Origin of the sequence: Phenylobacterium sp., from assembly GCF_035539035.1 — a bacterium.
GTDB lineage: Bacteria > Pseudomonadota > Alphaproteobacteria > Caulobacterales > Caulobacteraceae > Phenylobacterium.
This window is the reverse complement of sequence record NZ_DATLJI010000015.1, coordinates 49,554-66,023: the sequence shown is the minus strand read 5'-3', so window position 1 is coordinate 66,023 and position 16,470 is coordinate 49,554. Positions and strand designations below refer to the sequence as shown.

Below are 16,470 nucleotides of genomic sequence, written 5' to 3'. Positions count from 1 at the left end.
ACCGATGAAAGCCCGTTTGGCCGCCGCGTGCGTGGCGGTCCTCGGCGCGCTCGCAATCCAGGGCACGGCCCGGGCGGCGGAGTGCGAGGGCGACCCGTCCGCGGGCGCGGTGCAGCTCGTCGTGCGGGTGGCCGGCGTGCAGTCGGCGCGGGGGCAGGTGGCCGTCACCCTCTATCCGAACATCAAGCGCCGCTTCCTCGCCCCCGGCGGCAAGCTGCTGCGGGTGCGCACCCGCGCGGCGGCGCCGGTGACGACGGCCTGCTTCTGGGTGCGGCCCGGCGCCTATGCGGTGGCGGTCTACCACGACGCCGACGGCGACCACGACTACGACCGCAACGCCGTGGGCATGCCGGTGGAGGGCTTCGCCTTCTCCAACGACCCGCCGACGCGATTCGGCCTGCCGTCGTTCGAGAGCGCGCGCTTCACGGTGGGCGCGGGCGGGCGGACGCTGCCGGTCCAGATGCGCTACCTCCGCGCCGGCGACCTCAGCCGGTAGCGGCCGAGCTCGCCGAACCCGCCGCCGGGCGTGAGGCCGCGGGCCACCACGCCGATTTCGAAGCCGTCGCCGGCGCGGGCGATCTCCAGCCCATGCCAGCGCGCGGCCTCGCCGTGCCCGTCCGCCGCCGCCGAGGCCGAGGGGACGCCCAGTACGGGGATCGCCCCGGTCGGTCCCGCGACGCGGGTCACCAGGGCCTCGTGGGCGTGGCCGTGCAGCACCAGTTCGGCGCCCTCGCGCGCCAGCACCGCGCGCAGCGCCGTCGCGTCGGTCAGCGCCTTGCGGCCGGAGACCGCGCCCTCGGCGATCGGATGGTGCACCAGGACCAGGCGGAAGCGCCCGGCCTCGCCCTGTTCGCGCAGCACCTGCGCCAGCCGCGCGACCTGCGGCTCCCCGAGCCGGCCCTGGGCCAGGTGCAGGGCGGTGGGGACCGCCGAGCAGAGGTTGATCAGCGCCACCTCGCCGCGCACCCGCACCTTCGGGAACGCCTCGGCCGGGTCGTCGCCGAGCCACTCGCGCCAGGCGGAGAACGGATCGTCGCCCCGGGACCGGACCAGGGCGTCGTGGTTGCCGGGGCTCACCGTCACCGCCTCGGTGGGACCGATGCCCTCGAGCCACGCGCGCGCCGCGGCGAACTCCTCCGGGGTGGAGAAGTTGGTGAGGTCGCCGGTCAGGGCCACATGGTCGGGGGCCTGGGCGCGCACGTCGGCCACCAGGCCCGCCAGCACCTCGGGCCGGTGGCGATGGCGTTTGCGGCGCCAGGCGATCCGGCTGAGCAGGCGCTTGGACGCGATGTCCCGCCACCCCGGCCGCAGGTCGGGCGGGGGCAGGTGGGGGTCCGAGAGGTGGGCGAGGCGGAAGTGCGGCAAAGCGTGAAGGATTCTGGTCAGGCCGAGCGCAATCTGGCTATCAAGGCGCCGGCTTTGAATAGGGGTGATGCGCGTCTTGGGCGAGTCGGGCGAGGTTGAATCTGGCGGGCGTCGGCCGCTCGGCGTGACGGTCGGCGGTGGGGCGGCGCGCATCTGGGGCATGACCGGGGCCGAGCGCCTGCGCCGCACCTTCGTGCGCGCCGGCCTGGAGCCCGCCGAGTCCGTCGCCCCCGACCGGGCCGCGGTGATCGCCCGCGCCGACTGGGTGATCGACGAGCCCCTGGTCAAGGAGGTCGCCGCGCGTCCGGGCGTGGTGCTGGTGGGCCCGGGCGGCGAGCCGGTGGCGGCGCACGCGCCCGCAGGCCGGGCCGAGGCCGTGGCCGCCATGCTCGCCGCCGGGACCGCGCCGGGCGAGCTGGAGCAACTCGATCCCTCGTCGGTCGCCTACAACAGCGCCCTGCGCAAGCGCGAGCCGCCGGTCCTCACGCCGCTCTCGGAGGCCAACGTCCGGGCCGTGGAGGCGCGCACCTTCAAGGGCTCCTACAAGGGCGTCACCGACATCGTCACCAAGTACGTCTGGCCGACGCCGGCGCGGATCGTCACCCGCTGGTGCGCGCTCGCCGGGATGACGCCCAACCAGGTGACCTTCGTGGGCTTCCTGCTGGTGCTGGCGGCCTTCTGGCTGTTCTGGATCGGCGAGTTCGGCTGGGGCCTGGTCTGCGCCTGGATCATGACCTTCCTGGACACCGTCGACGGCAAGCTCGCCCGGGTGACGCTCACCTCGTCCAAGTTCGGCAACCTCTTCGACCACGGCATCGACCTGATCCACCCGCCCTTCTGGTGGTGGGCCTGGTACGTGGGCCTGCAGGCCACCGGCCAGCTGCCGCCGGACGCCGGGCTGATGCTCGGCATCATCCTGATCGGCTACTGGGTGCAGCGGGGCATGGAGGGCGTGTTCATGCGCCGCTACGGCTTCCACGTGCACTCCTGGCGGCCGTTCGACAGCTTCTTCCGGCTGATCACCGCCCGGCGGAACCCCAACATGCTGATCCTGACGCCGGCGGCCCTGCTCGGCGCGCCCGGGCTGGGCTTCTGGCTGATGGGCGCCTGGACGGCCATCTCCCTGGCCGTGCACGCGGTGCAGCTCGCCAAGGCGCTGATGACGCCGCGCGACCAGGTCGTCTCCTGGCTCTCGCGCTGATGCGCGCCGGCGTGATCCGCAACCCGAAGAGCCACCGCAACCGGCGGAACATGGCCTGGGCCGCGGCGCCGGAGGGGACGCTGTTCGCCAAGCCGAAGACCAAGGAGGCGCTCGCCGAGGCGCTGGCGGGCTTCGCGGGGGAGGGGGTCGACACCCTGGTGATCGACGGCGGCGACGGCACCGTGCGCGACGTGCTCACCCGCCTGCCCGCCGCGTTCGGGGAGCGGCGGCCGCGGCTGGCGGTCGTGCCCTCCGGCAAGACCAATGTGCTCGCCGAGGATCTCGGCGTGCCCGCCGACTGGACCGTTGAGGCCGCCCTGCAGCGCGCCCTGGAGCCTGGCCGGCCGCGGGCCAGCCGGCCCTGCGTGGAGGTCGTCCGCCGTGACGGCAGCGAGCGCCGCCGCGGCTTCATCTTCGGTACGGGCGCCTATGTCCGCGCCACGCGCCTGGCGCAGTCGGCGCACCGCATGGGCGCCTTCGGGACCGCCTCCGTCGCCCTGACGCTGGCCGCCTCCGTGGTCCAGAGCATGGCGGGCCGCAGCGACCGCGGCTGGCGGGCCGGGGAGGGGATGCGCCTGGCGCTCGGCGGCGGCGGCCCGACGGACGGCGCCCGGTTCCTGGTGATCGCCTCGACGCTGGAGACCCTGCCGCTGGGCCTGAAGCCGTTCGGCCCGGTCCGCCCCGGCCTGAAGGCCCTGGCGATCGAGGCGCCGCCGCGCCGGCTCGTGGCCGCCCTGCCGCCGCTCTGGACCGGGGCCCAGCCGGCCTGGCTGGAGGACGCCGGCTACGTCCGCCGCGACGGCGATCTCGAGGTCGACTTCCAGGGCGAGTACGTGCTGGACGGCGAAGCCTACCGGGCCGGCGCGCTCACGGTGCGCCAGGGACCGGTGATGGAGTTCGTCACCTGATGGCGGTCTCGTTGGACTCCGTCGTGAAGAAGGAGCTGTCGGCCAGGACGCCGCCGCCCATCCGCCGCTTCGCCGAGGCGCTGGCCCAGGCGCCGGGCGCGCTGGCCGTCATCTTCTACGGCTCGACGCTGCGCACCGGCGACCTCACGGGCCTCCTGGACTTCTATGTGCTCACCGACCAGCCGCACCGCACCGGCCTGCGCCGCGTGGCCGAGCGCGCCCTTTGGCCCGAGGTCAGCTACCGTGAGTTCGACGCGCAGGGCGACGTGCTGCGGGCCAAGGTCGCCACCATGCCGCTCGCCACCTTCGCGCGGGCCGCCGCCGGCGGGACGCTCGACACCACCATCTGGGCGCGCTTCGTGCAGCCCACCGCCCTGGTCTGGACGCGGGACGTCGCCGCCCGCGACGAGGTCGTCCGCGCCGTCACCGCGGCGGTGCGCACCGCCGGCCGGTTCGCCGCGGCGCTGGGTCCCGAGCGGGGCGTGGCGCTGGAGTTCTGGCGCGCCCTGTTCCGCCAGACCTACCAGGCCGAGTTCCGGGTGGAGACCGCCGGCCGCGCCGACGAGCTGCTCCGCGCCGCCCCGATCCGCTGGGCCTCGCTCCTGCCGCTCGCCTGGAGCGCCGAGGGGCTGGCGTTCCAGCGCGTCGGCGACGACCTGCGCCCGGCGCTGGATCCCGCCTTGCGGCGCCACCTGGAGGATCGCTGGCGGGCCCGCCGCCTGGCCGGCAAGCCGCTGAACATGGCGAGGCTGGTCAAGGCCGCCTTCACCTTCGACGGCGCGGCGCGCTACGCGGCCTGGAAGATCGAGCGGCACACCGGGCTAAAGATCGCCGTCACGCCCTTCCGCGAGCGCCACCCGATCCTGGCGGCGCCCGGCGTGCTCTGGCGACTCTGGCGCGCGAAGCGGGCCTAGGCCGAGACGCGCTGCTCGGAGGGCAGCAGGCCGATCTGCTTGCCCACCGCCTCGAACACCCCCAGCACCTCGTCGATCTGCTCGAAGGTGTGGGCGGCGCTGACGCTGGAGCGCAGCAGCGGGCGGTTGTCCGGCGTGGCCGGCGGCATGGCGAGGTTCAGGTAGACCCCGTTGGCCAGGAGCGCGTTCCAGGCGGTGAGCGCCGCCGGCAGGTCCGGCATCACGACGGCGACGATCGGGCTGACCGTGTCGCCGGTCGTGAAGCCCATGGCGCGCAGGCCGTCGAACAGCCGCTTGGAGTTGGCCTGCAGGCGGGCCCGCAGCCCGGGCTCGTCCTCGACCCGCTTCAGCGCCGCCAGGGTCGAGGCGACGACCGCCGGGGGCAGGGAGGCGGTGAACATGTAGGGGCGGCTGACGACGCGCAGGATGTCGAAGTCCTTGTCGTCGGAGACGCAGAAGCCGCCGATCGCGCCCAGGCTCTTGGAGAAGGTGCCGACGATGTAGTCGACGTCGGCTTCCACGCCGGCGGCTTCGGCCAGCCCGCGGCCCTTGTCGCCCAGCACGCCCATGGAGTGGGCCTCGTCCACCAGCAGGTAGGCGCCCATCTCGCGCTTGACCGCGACGATCTCCTTGAGCGGCGCCACGTCGCCCATCATCGAGTAGATGCCCTCGACCACGATCAGCCGCTCGCCGGGCTGGTCCTTCAGGCGGCGCAGGCGCTTGTAGAGGTCTTCCGGGTCGTTGTGGCGGAAGCGGATCACTTCCGAATGGCCGAGCCGGGCGCCGTCATAGATCGAGGCGTGGCTGTCGGCGTCGAGGATCAGGTGGTCGCCGCGGCCGACCAGGGCCGAGAGCACGCCGAGATTGGCCTGGTAGCCGGTCGTGAACACCATGGCGTGGTCGCGGCCGTAGAACTTGGCCAGGTCGCGCTCCATGGCCAGGTGGCCGTCGAAGCTGCCGTTGGCGATCCGCGAGCCCGTGGTGCCCGTGCCCCAGGCGCGCACCGCCTCGGCGGAGGCCTCGATGCAGTCGGGGTCGAAGGTCAGGCCGAGGTAGTTGTTGGTGCCCAGCAGAATCACCCGCCGTCCCTGCAGCTCCGCCTCGGTCGGCGAGCGCACGGCGTCGAATCGCACGTTGAACGGGTCCGCGCCCTGGCTGCGGATGCCTTCGTAGGCCTGGCTGTAGCCCAGATGCTTGTCGAGCAGTCCCATTGTCCGCCTTACGCCCGCAGCTCGGTGATCAGACCGCTCAGGTCGCCGATCGTCTGAATATCCGCAAGTCGATCGAGGGGGATCGAAATATCGAAGCGGTCTTCCAGCTCCATCACGATGTTCATCAGGGCGAGCGAATCGACCGACAGGTCTCGGGCGATGTCAGTCTCGTCCTGCAACCTTACCGACCGGCCAAGCACGGTTGCCACGGCGCGCTCGATTTCGCGCACCGTGAGGTCAGTCACGACTTCGGCCATGCTTACGCCTTGCCCCCTTCGGCTCGGTCCCGGTGAGTAGCTAATCACGAAGTTCCGGTTTTTCCACCGTTTGTAACGCCGCGGTCACAAAAACTCGCGGCAGCCAGCCGGCGGCCCGATACCATTGCGCCGTGTGCGCCAGACCGGTCGAAAGGTCAAATTCCGGTTGTGGCAGCCCGGCGGCCTGCTCGTGCGGCGCGATGCTCCAGTCCGGGTGCAGCAGCTCACGGGCCTTGCCGGGCGTGAAGATCGGGGCCTCCCCCGCGAGGCGGCGTAGGACGCTGGCGGCGGCCAGGCCGCGCACCACGACCCCTGGCGTGCGCACCAGCCGCGGGCGCGCGCCCATCACCTCGGCGGCGGCGCGCATGATCTCGGCCCAGCCGTAGCCTGCGGGGCGCGCGTCGCTGAGCGCATAGGTCGCGCCCTGCGGCCTCATGCCCGCCAGCGCCGCCACCTGCCGGGCGGCGTCCTCCACGTGGATCAGGGCGGTGCGGGCGTGGTCGGCGAACACCGGCAGGATGGGCGTCCGCGCCGCGGCCTGGAACAGCGGCAGGATCTCCCGGTCGCCGGGCCCGTAGATGGCCGGGGGGCGCACGATGGTCAGCCGCTCGCCCGCCGTCGCCCGGGCCGCGTCCTCGCCGGCTCGCTTGCTGGCCGCGTAGGGGGAAAGCTGCGGCTCCCGGGCCGCCAGGCTGGAGACCAGCAGCAGGTGGGCGTCGCCCGCCGCTTCGGCGACCTTCGCCGCCCCCTCGGCGTTCACCCGCCGGAAGTCCTCGAGCCGGCGCGCCTTCACCAGGCCCGCCGCGTGGATCACCACCTCGGCGCCGCGGGTCAGCGCGGCCAGCGCCGCCGAATCGGAAAGGTCGCCGATCACCACCTCGGGCTCGAAATCCCGCCAGTCGGAATGAACGGGATCGCGGCGGGTGAGCACGCGGACCCGCCAGCCCTGGCGGGCCAGCTCGCGCGCCACCTGGCGGCCGAGGAATCCGGTCGCGCCCGTGAGCGCGGCGAGCCCTCGGGCCACCGTTCAGGCCGGCTCGACCGACCGGAACGCGCCGGCCAGATAAAGGGCGCGAGCCTTGGAGCGGCTGAGCTTTCCCGAGGAGGTCTGGGGCAGGGCGTGCGCGCCCACCAACTCCACCCGGGCCTCGACGGCGTGACGGGCCCGCAGCACCGCGGCCACGTCGGCGGTCAGCGCCTCGCGCACGGCCGGATCGCTCGAGCGCGACTGCACCAGCACCACCACCTCGTCCTCCGGGTCGCCCTCGACGGCGAAGGCGGCGACGTCGCCGGAGCGCAGGCGCTCCACCTCGGCCTCCGCCGTCCACTCCAGGTCCTGCGGCCAGATGTTGCGGCCGTTGAGCAGGATCAGGTCCTTGGCGCGGCCCGTCGGCGTGAAGGCGCCGCCGTCCAGGAAGCCCAGGTCGCCGGTGTCGAGCCAGCCGGCCGCGTCGAGCACGGCGGCGGTGGCCTCGGGCTGGTTGAGGTAGCCCGTCATGATGCTGGGTCCGCGCACGAAGATGCGGCCCACCTGGCCCTCGGGCAGGCGCTCGCCGGAGGCCCCGCGGACCTCCAGCTCGTGGCCCGGCAGCACCGGACCGCAGCTCACGAACTCCCGGGCGCGGCGGCCGGAGGCGGGCCGCACGAGGCCATCGGCCTCCATGCGCTCCACGTCGACGGACGCCGCCTGCAGCCCCTGGCCGAGCGGCGCCATGGTCAGCGCCAGCGTCGCCTCGGCCATGCCGTAGCTCGCCACGAAGGCCCGCTCGCTGAAGCCCACCTCGGCGAACCGCTCGGCGAAGGTGCGCAGCGGGCCGGGCCGGACCATGTCCCCGCCGCTGCCGGCGATCCGCCAGCCCGAGAGGTCGTAGCCGGAGATGTCGGCGGTGTCGGCGCGCCGGGCGCAGAGCTCATAGCCGAAGGAGGGGCTGTAGGAGATCGTCCCGCCGCGGGTCATCAGGTCGAGCCAGATCAGCGGCCGGCGCACGAAGGCCGCCGTCGGCATCAGGTCGACGCTCATCTGGCTGGCCAGCGGGCTCAGCAGGAAGCCGATCAGGCCCATGTCGTGGTAGAGCGGCAGCCAGGAGACGGCCCGGTCCTGCGGCTTCACCTGCAGCCCGTCACGGGTGATCGCCAGCGCGTTGGCCATCAGCGCCTTGTGGGTGACCAGCACGCCCGTCGGATTGCGCGTGCTGCCCGAGGAGAACTGCACGTAGCAGGCCGCGTCCGGCGTCACGGCCGGCAGCTCGCCCGCCGCCGGCGGCGGCAGGTCGTCGATGGCGATCGGCGCCGGCATGTCCAGGGCTGTGGCGGCTTCGGCCAGCCAGGGCAGCAGGCTGGCCGGCCCGAACACCGCCGCGGCGCCCGCCGAGCCCAGCAGGCGGCCGAGCTGGTCGATATAGGCCTGCCGCCCGGCCAGCGGCGCGGGCAGCGGCAGGGGCGCGGGGATCAGGCCGGCGTACTGGCAGGCGAAGAACAGACGCACGAAGTCGGCGTCGGTGTCGGCCACCAGCCCCACGCGGTCGCCCGGAGCCAGGCCCGAGGCCAGCAGCCGCCGGGCCAGGACCTGCGCCTCGTCGCGCAGGGTGGCGTAGGGCAGGACGAGCGCCAGCTTGCCGCGCAGGTCGTACAGGTTCACGCCGGTCGGGCGCGTGGCGGCGAACTCCAGGGCCTCGACGAGGGTTGGGAAGCCGAGGCGCAGTTCGCGGTCTGGTGCAGTGGGAGTCGGAGTCACAAACCGTCTTTCGCGCCGGAGGCAGGTTCCTCGCAAGCGGCTTCTTGGCTGCGCGGCCCGCGAGGGCCCCGCAGCAGCATCCCCAGATTACCCAGCGCCATGGCGGCGGCGGCCGCCACGAGGCCGATGGCCGCACCCTTCGCGCCCCATTCCCCCATCAGCAGGGGCAGGGCGGCGAGGAAGGCCGCGCTCACCACCATGCGGACCCTGAGCGCCGCGCCCGGACGCCCCAGCGACACCAGCATCGGCTCCAGCGGCAGGGCGAAGATGCCGATCGCGGCGGCCGCCACCTGCCAGGTCATCAGGGTCGCGGCGGGCGCGAAGGCCTCGCCCATGACCAGGCCGAGCAGCGGGGCGCCCGCGAAGGCGGCGACGGCGACGATCACCAGGCTGAAGCCGCCCGTCATCAGCCCCACCTGGGCGGCGAGCCTCGCCATCTGACCCTCGCCCTCCGCCACCCGGATCCGCGCGAGTTCGGGATAGAGCGCTGGGGTGAGCAGCTTGGCCGGCTTGGCGATGGCGTCGGCCACCTGCCGCCCCAGCCGCCAGAACCCGGCCTGGGCGGGCCCGACCATGGCCCCCACGGCCAGCGTGACCACATGGGTGAAGGCCACGTCCAGGGTGGCGCTGAGGTTGGTGGACCAGGCGAAACGCCAGACGCCGGGCAGCCCCTTGCCCAGCGGCCCCCGCAGCCGAAAGCCCTCCAGCAGGCCGCGCAGCTTGAGCTCGCCCACCGAGGCGGTCACGAGGTAGGCGAAGCCCGCGCCGGTGCCCAGCGCCCAGACCAGCAGGTAGATCTCCAGCGGCGCCTTGAGCGCCCAGGCGAGCCCGCATCCGACTAGCCGGACCAGCGAGACCAGCGCCGTCTGCTTGGCCATGACGTCGAACCGGTCGAACAGCCGCAGCAGGCCGAGCGGCGTCGCCGAGACCATGAAGGCGATGGAGAGCACATAGCCCGCCGCGGCCGGCGCGTTCGCCGCGCCCCAGCCGAGCGGACCCGCCAGCACGAAGGCGCCGGCGATCCCGATCGTCAGCCCGACCGCGCAGCTCGCCGCGTCCAGCGCCAGCGTCAGCCGCAGCACCTGCTGGAAGGTGGTCGTCTGGCGGGCGGCCAGCGGGCCCGCGCCGTAGTGGATCACCGTCTGCCAGGACTGGAACTTGACCACGTCGCCGAGGAACTGGGCGAAGGCGTGGATCAGCACCAGCACCCCGAACGCCGTGACGCCCAGTCCCCGCGCCGCCACCGCCAGGTAGGCGAGGCTCAGCACGGCGTTCACCGTCCGCCCGCCCAGCAGCAGGCCGGCGTTGGTCACCACGCGCCGGAAGGCGGCGGGCCGGGGCGGATCCTGGGCGGCGTCGGGGCTCATCGCGCCGGAAAGTGGAGGGAATCTCGCCCGCGCGCCATTCCCGCCATGCAGGCGGGCCATTGCCTTCGCGCGGGAAGCCGGTTTTGGGTTCGCTGATGTCTGATCGATCCAGCGGCCCCGGCGCGCCTCGCGCCGCCTCCATCCGGCCGGCGACCAAGGCCGACGGCCCCGCCCTGGGACGGCTGGGCGCCCTGCTCGTGCGGGTGCACCACGACTTCGACGCCGCCCGCTTCCTCGCGCCGACGCCGGGGACCGAGGATGGCTACGCCCGCTTCCTGGTCTCCCGGATCGGCGAGCCTGAGGCCCTGGTGCTGGTGGCCGACGTCGACGGCGAGGTCGCCGGCTACTGCTACGCCGAGATGGAGGGGACCGACTTCATGTCCCTGCGCGGGCCGGCGGGGATGGTCTACGACCTGCTGGTGGCCCCGGAGCGGCGGGGCCACGGCCTCGGCCGCCGGCTGCTCGAGGCGACGCGCGCCGCCCTCGTGGAGCGCGGCGCGCGGCAGGTCGTGCTCTCCACGGCCGAGCGCAACGCCGGCGCCCAGAAGCTGTTCGCCGCCGCCGGCTTCCGCCGCACCATGCTGGAGATGACCTGGGACGCGCCGGAGCGGGACTGACCCGCCACCGATGGCGGACAGGGTGGGATTCGAACCCACGGTGGGCTTGCACCCACGGCGGTTTTCAAGACCGCTGCCTTAAACCACTCGGCCACCTGTCCCCGGAGCGGAACCGGCCTCTTAGCAGGGTGGGGCGCAGGGCTCCACCGGCGCGGCGCTTAACCGCAGAGCAAGTTTCCTAAGGCAGCCTTAACCATGCCCCATCGGGGGGCGAGCCGCTGGAGCCTGGGGGCGTCGCCATGGACTTTGGATCGTTTCTGCGCGCCGGCGCCGTGATCGCGGCCGCCGCGTCGCTGGCCGCCTGCGCCGGCGGTCCGCGCTACGCCACCGGCGTCGAGGGCGCCAAGAGCCGGCCGCGCGACGTGCCGGAGACCGCCAGGCGCGGCGGGACCTGGAAGCCCTACCAGGTGAACGGCAAGTGGTACACGCCGCACGAGCAGCCGGACTACAACGAGGTGGGGCTGGCCTCCTGGTACGGCGGCCACCACCAGGGGAAGCCCACCGCCAACGGCGAGCGCTTCGACAAGAACGCCATCACCGCGGCCCACAAGACCCTGCCGCTGCCGTCGGTGGTGGAGGTGACCAACCTCGACAACGGCAAGCGGATCCGCGTGCGGGTCAACGACCGCGGCCCCTTCGTGGACGGCCGGATCATCGACCTGTCGCAGGAGGCGGCCAAGCGGCTGGGCTTTGAGGGCAAGGGCCTGGCCAAGGTCCGCGTGCGCTACGTCGGCCGCGCCGGGATCGAGACCGCGACCCTCAACGTGAACGTCGAATAGCCCCGCTGGACATCCGCCGCGAACCGGCCAATTTGGGCCCGTGACGCGCGGGCGGTTCATCACTTTCGAAGGCGGCGAGGGGGCGGGCAAGTCGACCCAGCTCCGGCGCCTCGTGGCGCGCCTGGAGGCGAACCGCCGCGAGGTGGTGGCGACCCGCGAGCCCGGCGGCTCGCCGGGGGCCGAGAGCATCCGCGAGCTGGTGCTGAACGGCGCCGCCGACCGCTGGAGCCCGGTCACCGAGACCCTCCTCATGTACGCCGCCCGGCGCGACCACATCGAGCGGGTGATCCGCCCGGCCCTGGAGCGCGGCGCCTGGGTGGTCTGCGACCGGTTCGCCGATTCCACCCGCGCCTACCAGGGCGCGGCCGGCGGCACGGCTCCCGGCCTGATCTCCGCCCTGGAGACCCACATCCTCGAAGGCACGCGGCCGGACCTGACCCTGATCTTCGACCTGCCCACCGAGGTCGGCCTGGAGCGGGCGCACGCCCGGGCCGGCGCGGAGATGCGCTTCGAGAGCAAGGGCATGGCGTTCCACGAGCGCCTGCGGGAGGGATTCCTGGCGATCGCCGCGGCCGAGCCCGACCGCTGCGCCGTCGTCGACGCGCGCGGCGACCTGGAGCAGGTCGAGGCGGAGGTCTGGGCCACGGTCACCGACCGGTTGGCCATCCATGTCTGAGGTCCGCCACCCCCGCGAAGTGTTCGAGCTCGAGGGCCAGGAGGCCGCCGAGGAGTCGTTCGAGGCCGCCCGCGCCCGCGGCCGCCTGCACCACGCCTGGCTGCTCACCGGTCCCGAGGGCGTCGGCAAGGCCACCTTCGCCTACCGCGCCGCCCGCCGGCTGCTGGGGGCTCCGGCCGACCCGCGCCACGGCATCCTGGGGAGCGACCCCGACCATCCGGTGAGCCGCCAGGTCATGGCCCGCTCGCACCCCGACATCCTGGTGCTGGAGCGCGAGGGGCCGGACGGCAAGCCGCGCAAGGTGATCCCGGTGGACGACGTCCGCCGCCTGGCCGAGTTCTTCTCCAAGTCGCCGGCCAGCGCGCCGCACCGGGTGGCCATCGTCGACGCCGCCGACGACCTCAACGTCAACGCCGCCAACGCGCTCCTGAAGACCCTGGAGGAGCCGCCGCCGCGCGGCGTCCTCCTGATGGTGTCCCATTCGCCGGGCCGGCTGCTGCCGACCATCCGCTCGCGCTGCCGCAGGCTCGCCTTCCATCCCCTGTCCCTGGAGGACGCCGCCGCCTTCGTCCGCGCCCGCCTGGACGTCACCGAGGAGGAGGCGCTGCGCCTCTCGCGCATGGCCGGCGGCGCGCCCGGCAAGGCGCTGGCGCTGGCCGCCGGCCAGGCGCTGGCCATGGACGACGCGGCCCGCGCCCTGCTGGCCGACCTGCCGCAGCTCGACGAAGCCATGGCGCTCTCGCTGGCCGACCGCTTCCGGGGCGGGGAGGGGCAGGCGCAGTTCAACCTGCTGCTCGACCGCCTCGCCGACCGCGTCCACGCCATGAGCCTGGACCGGGCGCGCCAGGGCGTGGGCCCGCTTGATCACTGGGCGCAGGCGTGGGAGACGCTCCAGCGCCTGCCGCGGGAGGTCGAGGCGTTGAACCTCGACCGCACGGATGCGCTCTTCACCGCGCTCCGCGAGCTGCGTCAGGCCGCGCAGGCCTGAGCGGCGAGACCCGTAGTATCCGATGCTGATCGACAGCCACGTCAACCTGCACGCGCCGCAATTCGACGAGGACCGCGAGGCGGTGATCAGCCGCGCGCTGGCCTCCGGCGTGCGCCTCATGGTCAACATCTGCGACAAGGTCTCGAACTTCGACAAGGTCCGCCACGTCGCCCAGCACCCGGACATCTGGTGCACCGTGGGCACGCACCCGCACGAGGCCAAGGAGGACCCGGACCTCGCGGCCGAGACCCTGGTCCGCCTGGCCCAGGACCCCCGCGTGGTCGGCATCGGCGAGTGCGGCCTCGACTTCCACTACGACCTCAGCCCGCGCGACGTGCAGGCCAAGGTGTTCCGCGCCCACGTGGCCGCCGCCCGCCAGACCGGCCTGCCGCTGGTGGTCCACACCCGCGAGGCCGACGAGGTGATGGGCGACATCCTGGAGGAGGAATACGCCGCCGGGCCGTTCCGCATCCTGATGCACTGCTACACTTCGGGCCCGGAGCTTGCCCGCCGCTGCGCGGCGCTCGGCGCCTGGTTCTCGGTCTCCGGCATCGCCACCTTCAAGGCCGCCGAGGACGTCCGCGAGGTGATCCGCGCCATGCCGGAGGACCGGATCATGGTCGAGACCGACTGTCCCTACCTCGCGCCCGTGCCCTACCGCGGCCGGCGCAACGAGCCGGCCATGCTGCCCCACGTGCTGGCCAAGCTGGCCGAGATCCGCGGCTGGAGCCTCAAGGAGGCCGAGCAGAGGACCGAGGACGCCTTCTTCGCCCTGTTCGACCGGGTCCCGCGCCCGTGAGCGGGGTGCTGGAGGTCACCATCCTGGGCTCCGGCTCCTCCGGCGGCGTGCCGCGCGCCGACGGCGAATGGGGCGCCTGCGACCCCGCCAATCCGAAGAACCTGCGCTCGCGCTGCTCCATGCTGGTCCGCCGGCGCGGGGAGGGGGCCGAGGCCGAGACCACGGCCATCGTCGACACCTCGCCGGACCTGCGCATGCAGACCGCCCTGGCCGGCGCCAAGCGCCTGGACGCGGTGCTCCTCACCCACGACCATGCCGACCAGATGCACGGCCTCGACGACGTGCGCGCCTTCTTCTTGCGCCAGAGGGCGCGGCTGCCGGTCTGGATGGACCCACCCACGACCGAGAGCGCGCTCCGCCGCTTCGGCTATGTGTTCGAGGGGGAGGCGGGCTATCCGGCGATCTGCGACGCCCGGGCCCTGCCGGCCCACGGCGTCGACTGGGCGGTGGACGGGCCTTCGGGGCCGATCCCGGTGCGCACCTTCGACCAGGACCACGGCGCCATCCGCTCGGTGGGCTACCGGTTCGGCGGGGTGGCCTATTCCAGCGACGTGGTCGACCTGGACGACGCCGCGTTCGAGGCGCTCGCCGGCCTCGACGTCTGGATCGTCGACGCCCTGCGCTACCGGCCGCACCCGACCCACGCCCACCTGGAGCGGACCCTGGAGTGGATCGCCCGCGCCCGGCCGCGCCGCGCCATCCTCACCAATCTGCACATCGACCTCGACTACGAGACCCTCCGCAGGGAGCTGCCCGAGGGCGTCGAGCCGGCCTACGACGGGATGCGGTTCGAACATAAGCTCGGGGCGGAATTCCCGTGACGTATCAAGGCCTCAAGCTCGGTTTCCTCGCGTCCGCCAACGGCTCCAGCGCGCGCGCGATCGTTAACGCGATCCGGGCAGGGCAGCTCACCTCGGACGCCCGGCTGCTGGTCAGCAACAACCGCAAGGCGCCGGCGCTCGAGTGGGCCCGCGAGATGGGCCTGGCGGCGCTCTGCATCCCGACCCAGGTCGACCCCGAGGGCGCCGATCAGAGCCTGGGCGCCGAGATGGCCGCCCACGGCGTCGACCTCATCGTCCTGTCCGGCTACCTGCGTCGGCTCGGGCCCGCGACCCTGCGGCGCTACGGCGGGCGGATCCTCAACATCCATCCGGGCCCGCTGCCGGCGTTCGGCGGCCACGGCATGTACGGCCGCCGGGTCCACGAGGCGGTGATCGCCGCCGGCGCGGCCGAGAGCGGCATCTGCATCCACCTGGTGGACGAGGAATACGACCGCGGGCCGGTGATCGCGCGCCGCCGCGTCGAAGTCGTGCCGGGCGACACGCCGGAGAGCCTCGAGGCCCGCGTCACGGGCCTGGAGCCGCAGTTCTTTATCGAGACGCTGCGCCGGATCGAAAGCGGCGAACTCCTGCTGCCGCCGATGGCCGTTAACGGTTAGGCTGGCGCCATGCAGATGGAACGGCGCGGATTCGTCGTCGGAGCCGCGGCGCTGGGTGTCGCCGGCGCCGCCGTGAGCCAGGAGAAGACCGCCATGTACGGCCTGATCGGCAAGATGCTGGCGCAGCCGGGAGAGCGGGACGCGCTCATCGCAATCCTTGTGGAGGGCACGGACGCCATGCCGGGCTGCCTGAGCTACGTCATCGCCCGCGATCCGACGAACGCCGACGCCATCTGGATCACCGAGGTGTGGGACAGCGCCGCCAGCCACCAGGCCTCGCTGAAGCTTCCGGCGGTGCAGGCGGCGATCTCCAGGGCGCGTCCGATCATCGCCGGCTTCGGGGAGCGGTTCGAGACCGAACCGGTGGGCGGCTACGGCCTGGCCACCTGATATTTCCGATAATCTTCCTTAGGCGAAGAATGGATATGGGCGTTCAGCGAATTGACAGCTGAGCTGCTGTAGCCCCTCCTCGAAGCCTCAGAGGATCCCATGGCCGACAATCTGCTCGTTCCCGCCGTCGTGGCGTCCGCCCTGCTGGCCGTCGGCGTCGCAGCCGGCGGCGCCTTCGTCGGCAACGGCGTGGAGAACGCCCGCGTCGGCGACCGCAGCGTCACCGTGCGTGGCCTCTCCGAGCGGATCGTGAAGTCCGACCTCGCCGTGCTGCCGCTGCGCTTCGCCGCCGCCGGCGATGAGCTCACCGCCGTCCAGGCCGACGTCGACGCCGACCTCGCCGCGGTGCGTCGGTTCCTCGCCGCCCAGGGCTACACGAATGCCGAGGTCGACCTCGGCCGGCTCGAAGTCACCGACCAGTACGCCCGCGAGTACCAGCCGCAGGACATCCGCGCCCGCTACCGGGTCGCCCAGACCGTCATCGTGCGCACCGCCAACGTCGACCGGGTCCAGGCCACCACCCGCAGCCTCGACCAGCTCCTGCGCCAGGGCGTGGTGCTGCAGGACTTCAACGGCCCCTCGTACCTGTTCACGAAGCTGAACGACGTGCGCCCCGCGATGATCGCCGAGGCCACCGCCAGCGCCCGCACCGGCGCCGAGCAGTTCGCGCGCGACTCCGGGACGAAGCTCGGCCCGATCCGCTCGGCGACCCAGGGCTCCTTCGAGATCCTGGGCCGCGACGAGGTCGGCTACGAGCCGAACTCACAGATGTTCAAGAAGGTGCGCGTCGTCACCACGGTGAACTATCGGCTGCGCTGAGCCGGCC

19 protein-coding genes and 1 tRNA gene are annotated in these 16,470 nt (G+C 73.3%); 13 read left to right on the top strand and 7 right to left on the bottom strand.

Features of this window, described 5'->3' with window-relative positions; all coding sequences use genetic code 11:
• Positions 1-4 precede the first annotated feature (4 nt).
• A complete protein-coding gene (locus tag VM685_RS12275; protein WP_325460451.1) occupies positions 5-496 on the top strand; it encodes a DUF2141 domain-containing protein in 492 nt (163 codons plus the stop codon).
• On the opposite strand, the gene VM685_RS12270 is transcribed toward VM685_RS12275, so the two are convergent.
• Positions 466-1,365, bottom strand: coding sequence for a metallophosphoesterase (locus VM685_RS12270; protein ID WP_325460450.1), 900 nt, complete (start codon positions 1,363-1,365; stop codon positions 466-468). The two genes, VM685_RS12275 and VM685_RS12270, sit on opposite strands and share 31 nt — an antisense overlap.
• A gap of 67 nt (positions 1,366-1,432) precedes the next feature.
• On the opposite strand from VM685_RS12270, the gene VM685_RS12265 reads away from it, so the two are divergent.
• Genes VM685_RS12265 through VM685_RS12255 form a run of 3 tightly spaced genes read left to right on the top strand, consistent with a single transcriptional unit; the run spans position 1,433 to position 4,388 of the window.
• Positions 1,433-2,566, top strand: coding sequence for a CDP-alcohol phosphatidyltransferase family protein (locus VM685_RS12265; protein WP_325460449.1), 1,134 nt, complete (start codon positions 1,433-1,435; stop codon positions 2,564-2,566).
• Complete coding sequence (locus tag VM685_RS12260) at positions 2,566-3,474, top strand: diacylglycerol/lipid kinase family protein (protein ID WP_325460448.1); 909 nt, start codon at positions 2,566-2,568, stop codon at positions 3,472-3,474. The genes VM685_RS12265 and VM685_RS12260 overlap by 1 nt, the downstream gene beginning before the upstream one ends.
• On the top strand, positions 3,474-4,388 hold the full coding sequence (locus tag VM685_RS12255; protein WP_325460447.1) for a hypothetical protein: 915 nt from the start codon (positions 3,474-3,476) through the stop codon (positions 4,386-4,388). Before VM685_RS12260 ends, VM685_RS12255 begins: the two co-directional genes overlap by 1 nt.
• Here the strand turns inward: VM685_RS12255 and spt are convergent.
• From spt to VM685_RS12230, 5 genes are read right to left on the bottom strand one after another with little or no spacing between them, the layout of a single operon-like run.
• Positions 4,385-5,599, bottom strand: a complete 1,215-nt coding sequence (gene spt, locus VM685_RS12250; RefSeq protein ID WP_325460446.1) for a serine palmitoyltransferase — start codon at positions 5,597-5,599, stop codon at positions 4,385-4,387. The two genes, VM685_RS12255 and spt, sit on opposite strands and share 4 nt — an antisense overlap.
• A gap of 8 nt (positions 5,600-5,607) precedes the next feature.
• On the bottom strand, positions 5,608-5,856 hold the full coding sequence (locus tag VM685_RS12245) for an acyl carrier protein (RefSeq protein WP_325460445.1): 249 nt from the start codon (positions 5,854-5,856) through the stop codon (positions 5,608-5,610).
• Between the two features lie 40 nt (positions 5,857-5,896).
• Positions 5,897-6,880 (bottom strand): NAD-dependent epimerase/dehydratase family protein, encoded by a 984-nt coding sequence (locus tag VM685_RS12240; RefSeq protein ID WP_325460444.1) that lies wholly within the window; start codon positions 6,878-6,880, stop codon positions 5,897-5,899.
• Positions 6,881-6,883: 3 nt separating this feature from the next.
• On the bottom strand, positions 6,884-8,590 hold the full coding sequence (locus VM685_RS12235; RefSeq protein ID WP_325460443.1) for a fatty acyl-AMP ligase: 1,707 nt from the start codon (positions 8,588-8,590) through the stop codon (positions 6,884-6,886).
• On the bottom strand, positions 8,587-9,957 hold the full coding sequence (locus VM685_RS12230; RefSeq protein ID WP_325460442.1) for a lipopolysaccharide biosynthesis protein: 1,371 nt from the start codon (positions 9,955-9,957) through the stop codon (positions 8,587-8,589). Before VM685_RS12230 ends, VM685_RS12235 begins: the two co-directional genes overlap by 4 nt.
• Before the next feature lie 95 nt (positions 9,958-10,052).
• On the opposite strand from VM685_RS12230, the gene VM685_RS12225 reads away from it, so the two are divergent.
• Entirely contained in the window at positions 10,053-10,574 is a 522-nt protein-coding gene (locus VM685_RS12225; protein WP_325460441.1) for a GNAT family N-acetyltransferase, read from the top strand.
• A gap of 11 nt (positions 10,575-10,585) precedes the next feature.
• On the opposite strand, the gene VM685_RS12220 is transcribed toward VM685_RS12225, so the two are convergent.
• Positions 10,586-10,675, bottom strand: a tRNA-Ser gene (locus VM685_RS12220).
• Between the two features lie 138 nt (positions 10,676-10,813).
• Here VM685_RS12220 and VM685_RS12215 point away from each other — a divergent pair.
• The 8 genes from VM685_RS12215 to VM685_RS12180 all read left to right on the top strand — a co-directional run bounded on the left by VM685_RS12215 (position 10,814) and on the right by VM685_RS12180 (position 16,463).
• Positions 10,814-11,353 carry a septal ring lytic transglycosylase RlpA family protein gene (locus tag VM685_RS12215; protein ID WP_325460440.1) on the top strand — a complete coding sequence of 180 codons (540 nt, stop codon included), beginning with the start codon at positions 10,814-10,816 and terminating at the stop codon, positions 11,351-11,353.
• A 40-nt stretch (positions 11,354-11,393) separates the two neighbouring features.
• Positions 11,394-12,029 carry a dTMP kinase gene (gene tmk / locus VM685_RS12210; protein WP_325460439.1) on the top strand — a complete coding sequence of 212 codons (636 nt, stop codon included), beginning with the start codon at positions 11,394-11,396 and terminating at the stop codon, positions 12,027-12,029.
• Entirely contained in the window at positions 12,022-13,017 is a 996-nt protein-coding gene (locus VM685_RS12205) for a DNA polymerase III subunit delta' (RefSeq protein WP_325460438.1), read from the top strand. The genes tmk and VM685_RS12205 overlap by 8 nt, the downstream gene beginning before the upstream one ends.
• 22 nt (positions 13,018-13,039) lie before the next feature.
• Positions 13,040-13,816, top strand: coding sequence for a TatD family hydrolase (locus VM685_RS12200; RefSeq protein WP_325460437.1), 777 nt, complete (start codon positions 13,040-13,042; stop codon positions 13,814-13,816).
• Positions 13,813-14,637: an MBL fold metallo-hydrolase gene (locus tag VM685_RS12195; RefSeq protein WP_325460436.1), complete on the top strand. Its 825-nt coding sequence runs from the start codon at positions 13,813-13,815 to the stop codon at positions 14,635-14,637. The genes VM685_RS12200 and VM685_RS12195 overlap by 4 nt, the downstream gene beginning before the upstream one ends.
• Positions 14,634-15,254, top strand: a complete 621-nt coding sequence (locus VM685_RS12190; protein ID WP_325460435.1) for a phosphoribosylglycinamide formyltransferase — start codon at positions 14,634-14,636, stop codon at positions 15,252-15,254. Before VM685_RS12195 ends, VM685_RS12190 begins: the two co-directional genes overlap by 4 nt.
• Before the next feature lie 15 nt (positions 15,255-15,269).
• The gene (locus tag VM685_RS12185) at positions 15,270-15,644 is read left to right on the top strand and encodes a putative quinol monooxygenase (RefSeq protein ID WP_325460434.1); all 375 of its coding nucleotides are present in this window, start codon (positions 15,270-15,272) and stop codon (positions 15,642-15,644) included.
• 99 nt (positions 15,645-15,743) lie between these two features.
• Positions 15,744-16,463 (top strand): SIMPL domain-containing protein, encoded by a 720-nt coding sequence (locus tag VM685_RS12180; RefSeq protein WP_325460433.1) that lies wholly within the window; start codon positions 15,744-15,746, stop codon positions 16,461-16,463.
• The last annotated feature ends 7 nt before the right edge of the window (positions 16,464-16,470 follow it).

Coding starts and splice junctions, on each gene's coding strand:
- VM685_RS12205 (WP_325460438.1), top strand. CDS start 12,022: ATGTCTGAGGTCCGCCACCCCCGCGAAGTGTTCGAGCTCGAGGGCCAG.
- VM685_RS12230 (WP_325460442.1), bottom strand. CDS start 9,957: ATGAGCCCCGACGCCGCCCAGGATCCGCCCCGGCCCGCCGCCTTCCGG.
- VM685_RS12275 (WP_325460451.1), top strand. CDS start 5: ATGAAAGCCCGTTTGGCCGCCGCGTGCGTGGCGGTCCTCGGCGCGCTC.
- VM685_RS12215 (WP_325460440.1), top strand. CDS start 10,814: ATGGACTTTGGATCGTTTCTGCGCGCCGGCGCCGTGATCGCGGCCGCC.
- VM685_RS12180 (WP_325460433.1), top strand. CDS start 15,744: ATGGCCGACAATCTGCTCGTTCCCGCCGTCGTGGCGTCCGCCCTGCTG.
- VM685_RS12185 (WP_325460434.1), top strand. CDS start 15,270: ATGGAACGGCGCGGATTCGTCGTCGGAGCCGCGGCGCTGGGTGTCGCC.
- VM685_RS12265 (WP_325460449.1), top strand. CDS start 1,433: ATGCGCGTCTTGGGCGAGTCGGGCGAGGTTGAATCTGGCGGGCGTCGG.
- VM685_RS12255 (WP_325460447.1), top strand. CDS start 3,474: ATGGCGGTCTCGTTGGACTCCGTCGTGAAGAAGGAGCTGTCGGCCAGG.
- spt (WP_325460446.1), bottom strand. CDS start 5,599: ATGGGACTGCTCGACAAGCATCTGGGCTACAGCCAGGCCTACGAAGGC.
- VM685_RS12200 (WP_325460437.1), top strand. CDS start 13,040: ATGCTGATCGACAGCCACGTCAACCTGCACGCGCCGCAATTCGACGAG.
- VM685_RS12225 (WP_325460441.1), top strand. CDS start 10,053: ATGTCTGATCGATCCAGCGGCCCCGGCGCGCCTCGCGCCGCCTCCATC.
- VM685_RS12245 (WP_325460445.1), bottom strand. CDS start 5,856: ATGGCCGAAGTCGTGACTGACCTCACGGTGCGCGAAATCGAGCGCGCC.
- VM685_RS12260 (WP_325460448.1), top strand. CDS start 2,566: ATGCGCGCCGGCGTGATCCGCAACCCGAAGAGCCACCGCAACCGGCGG.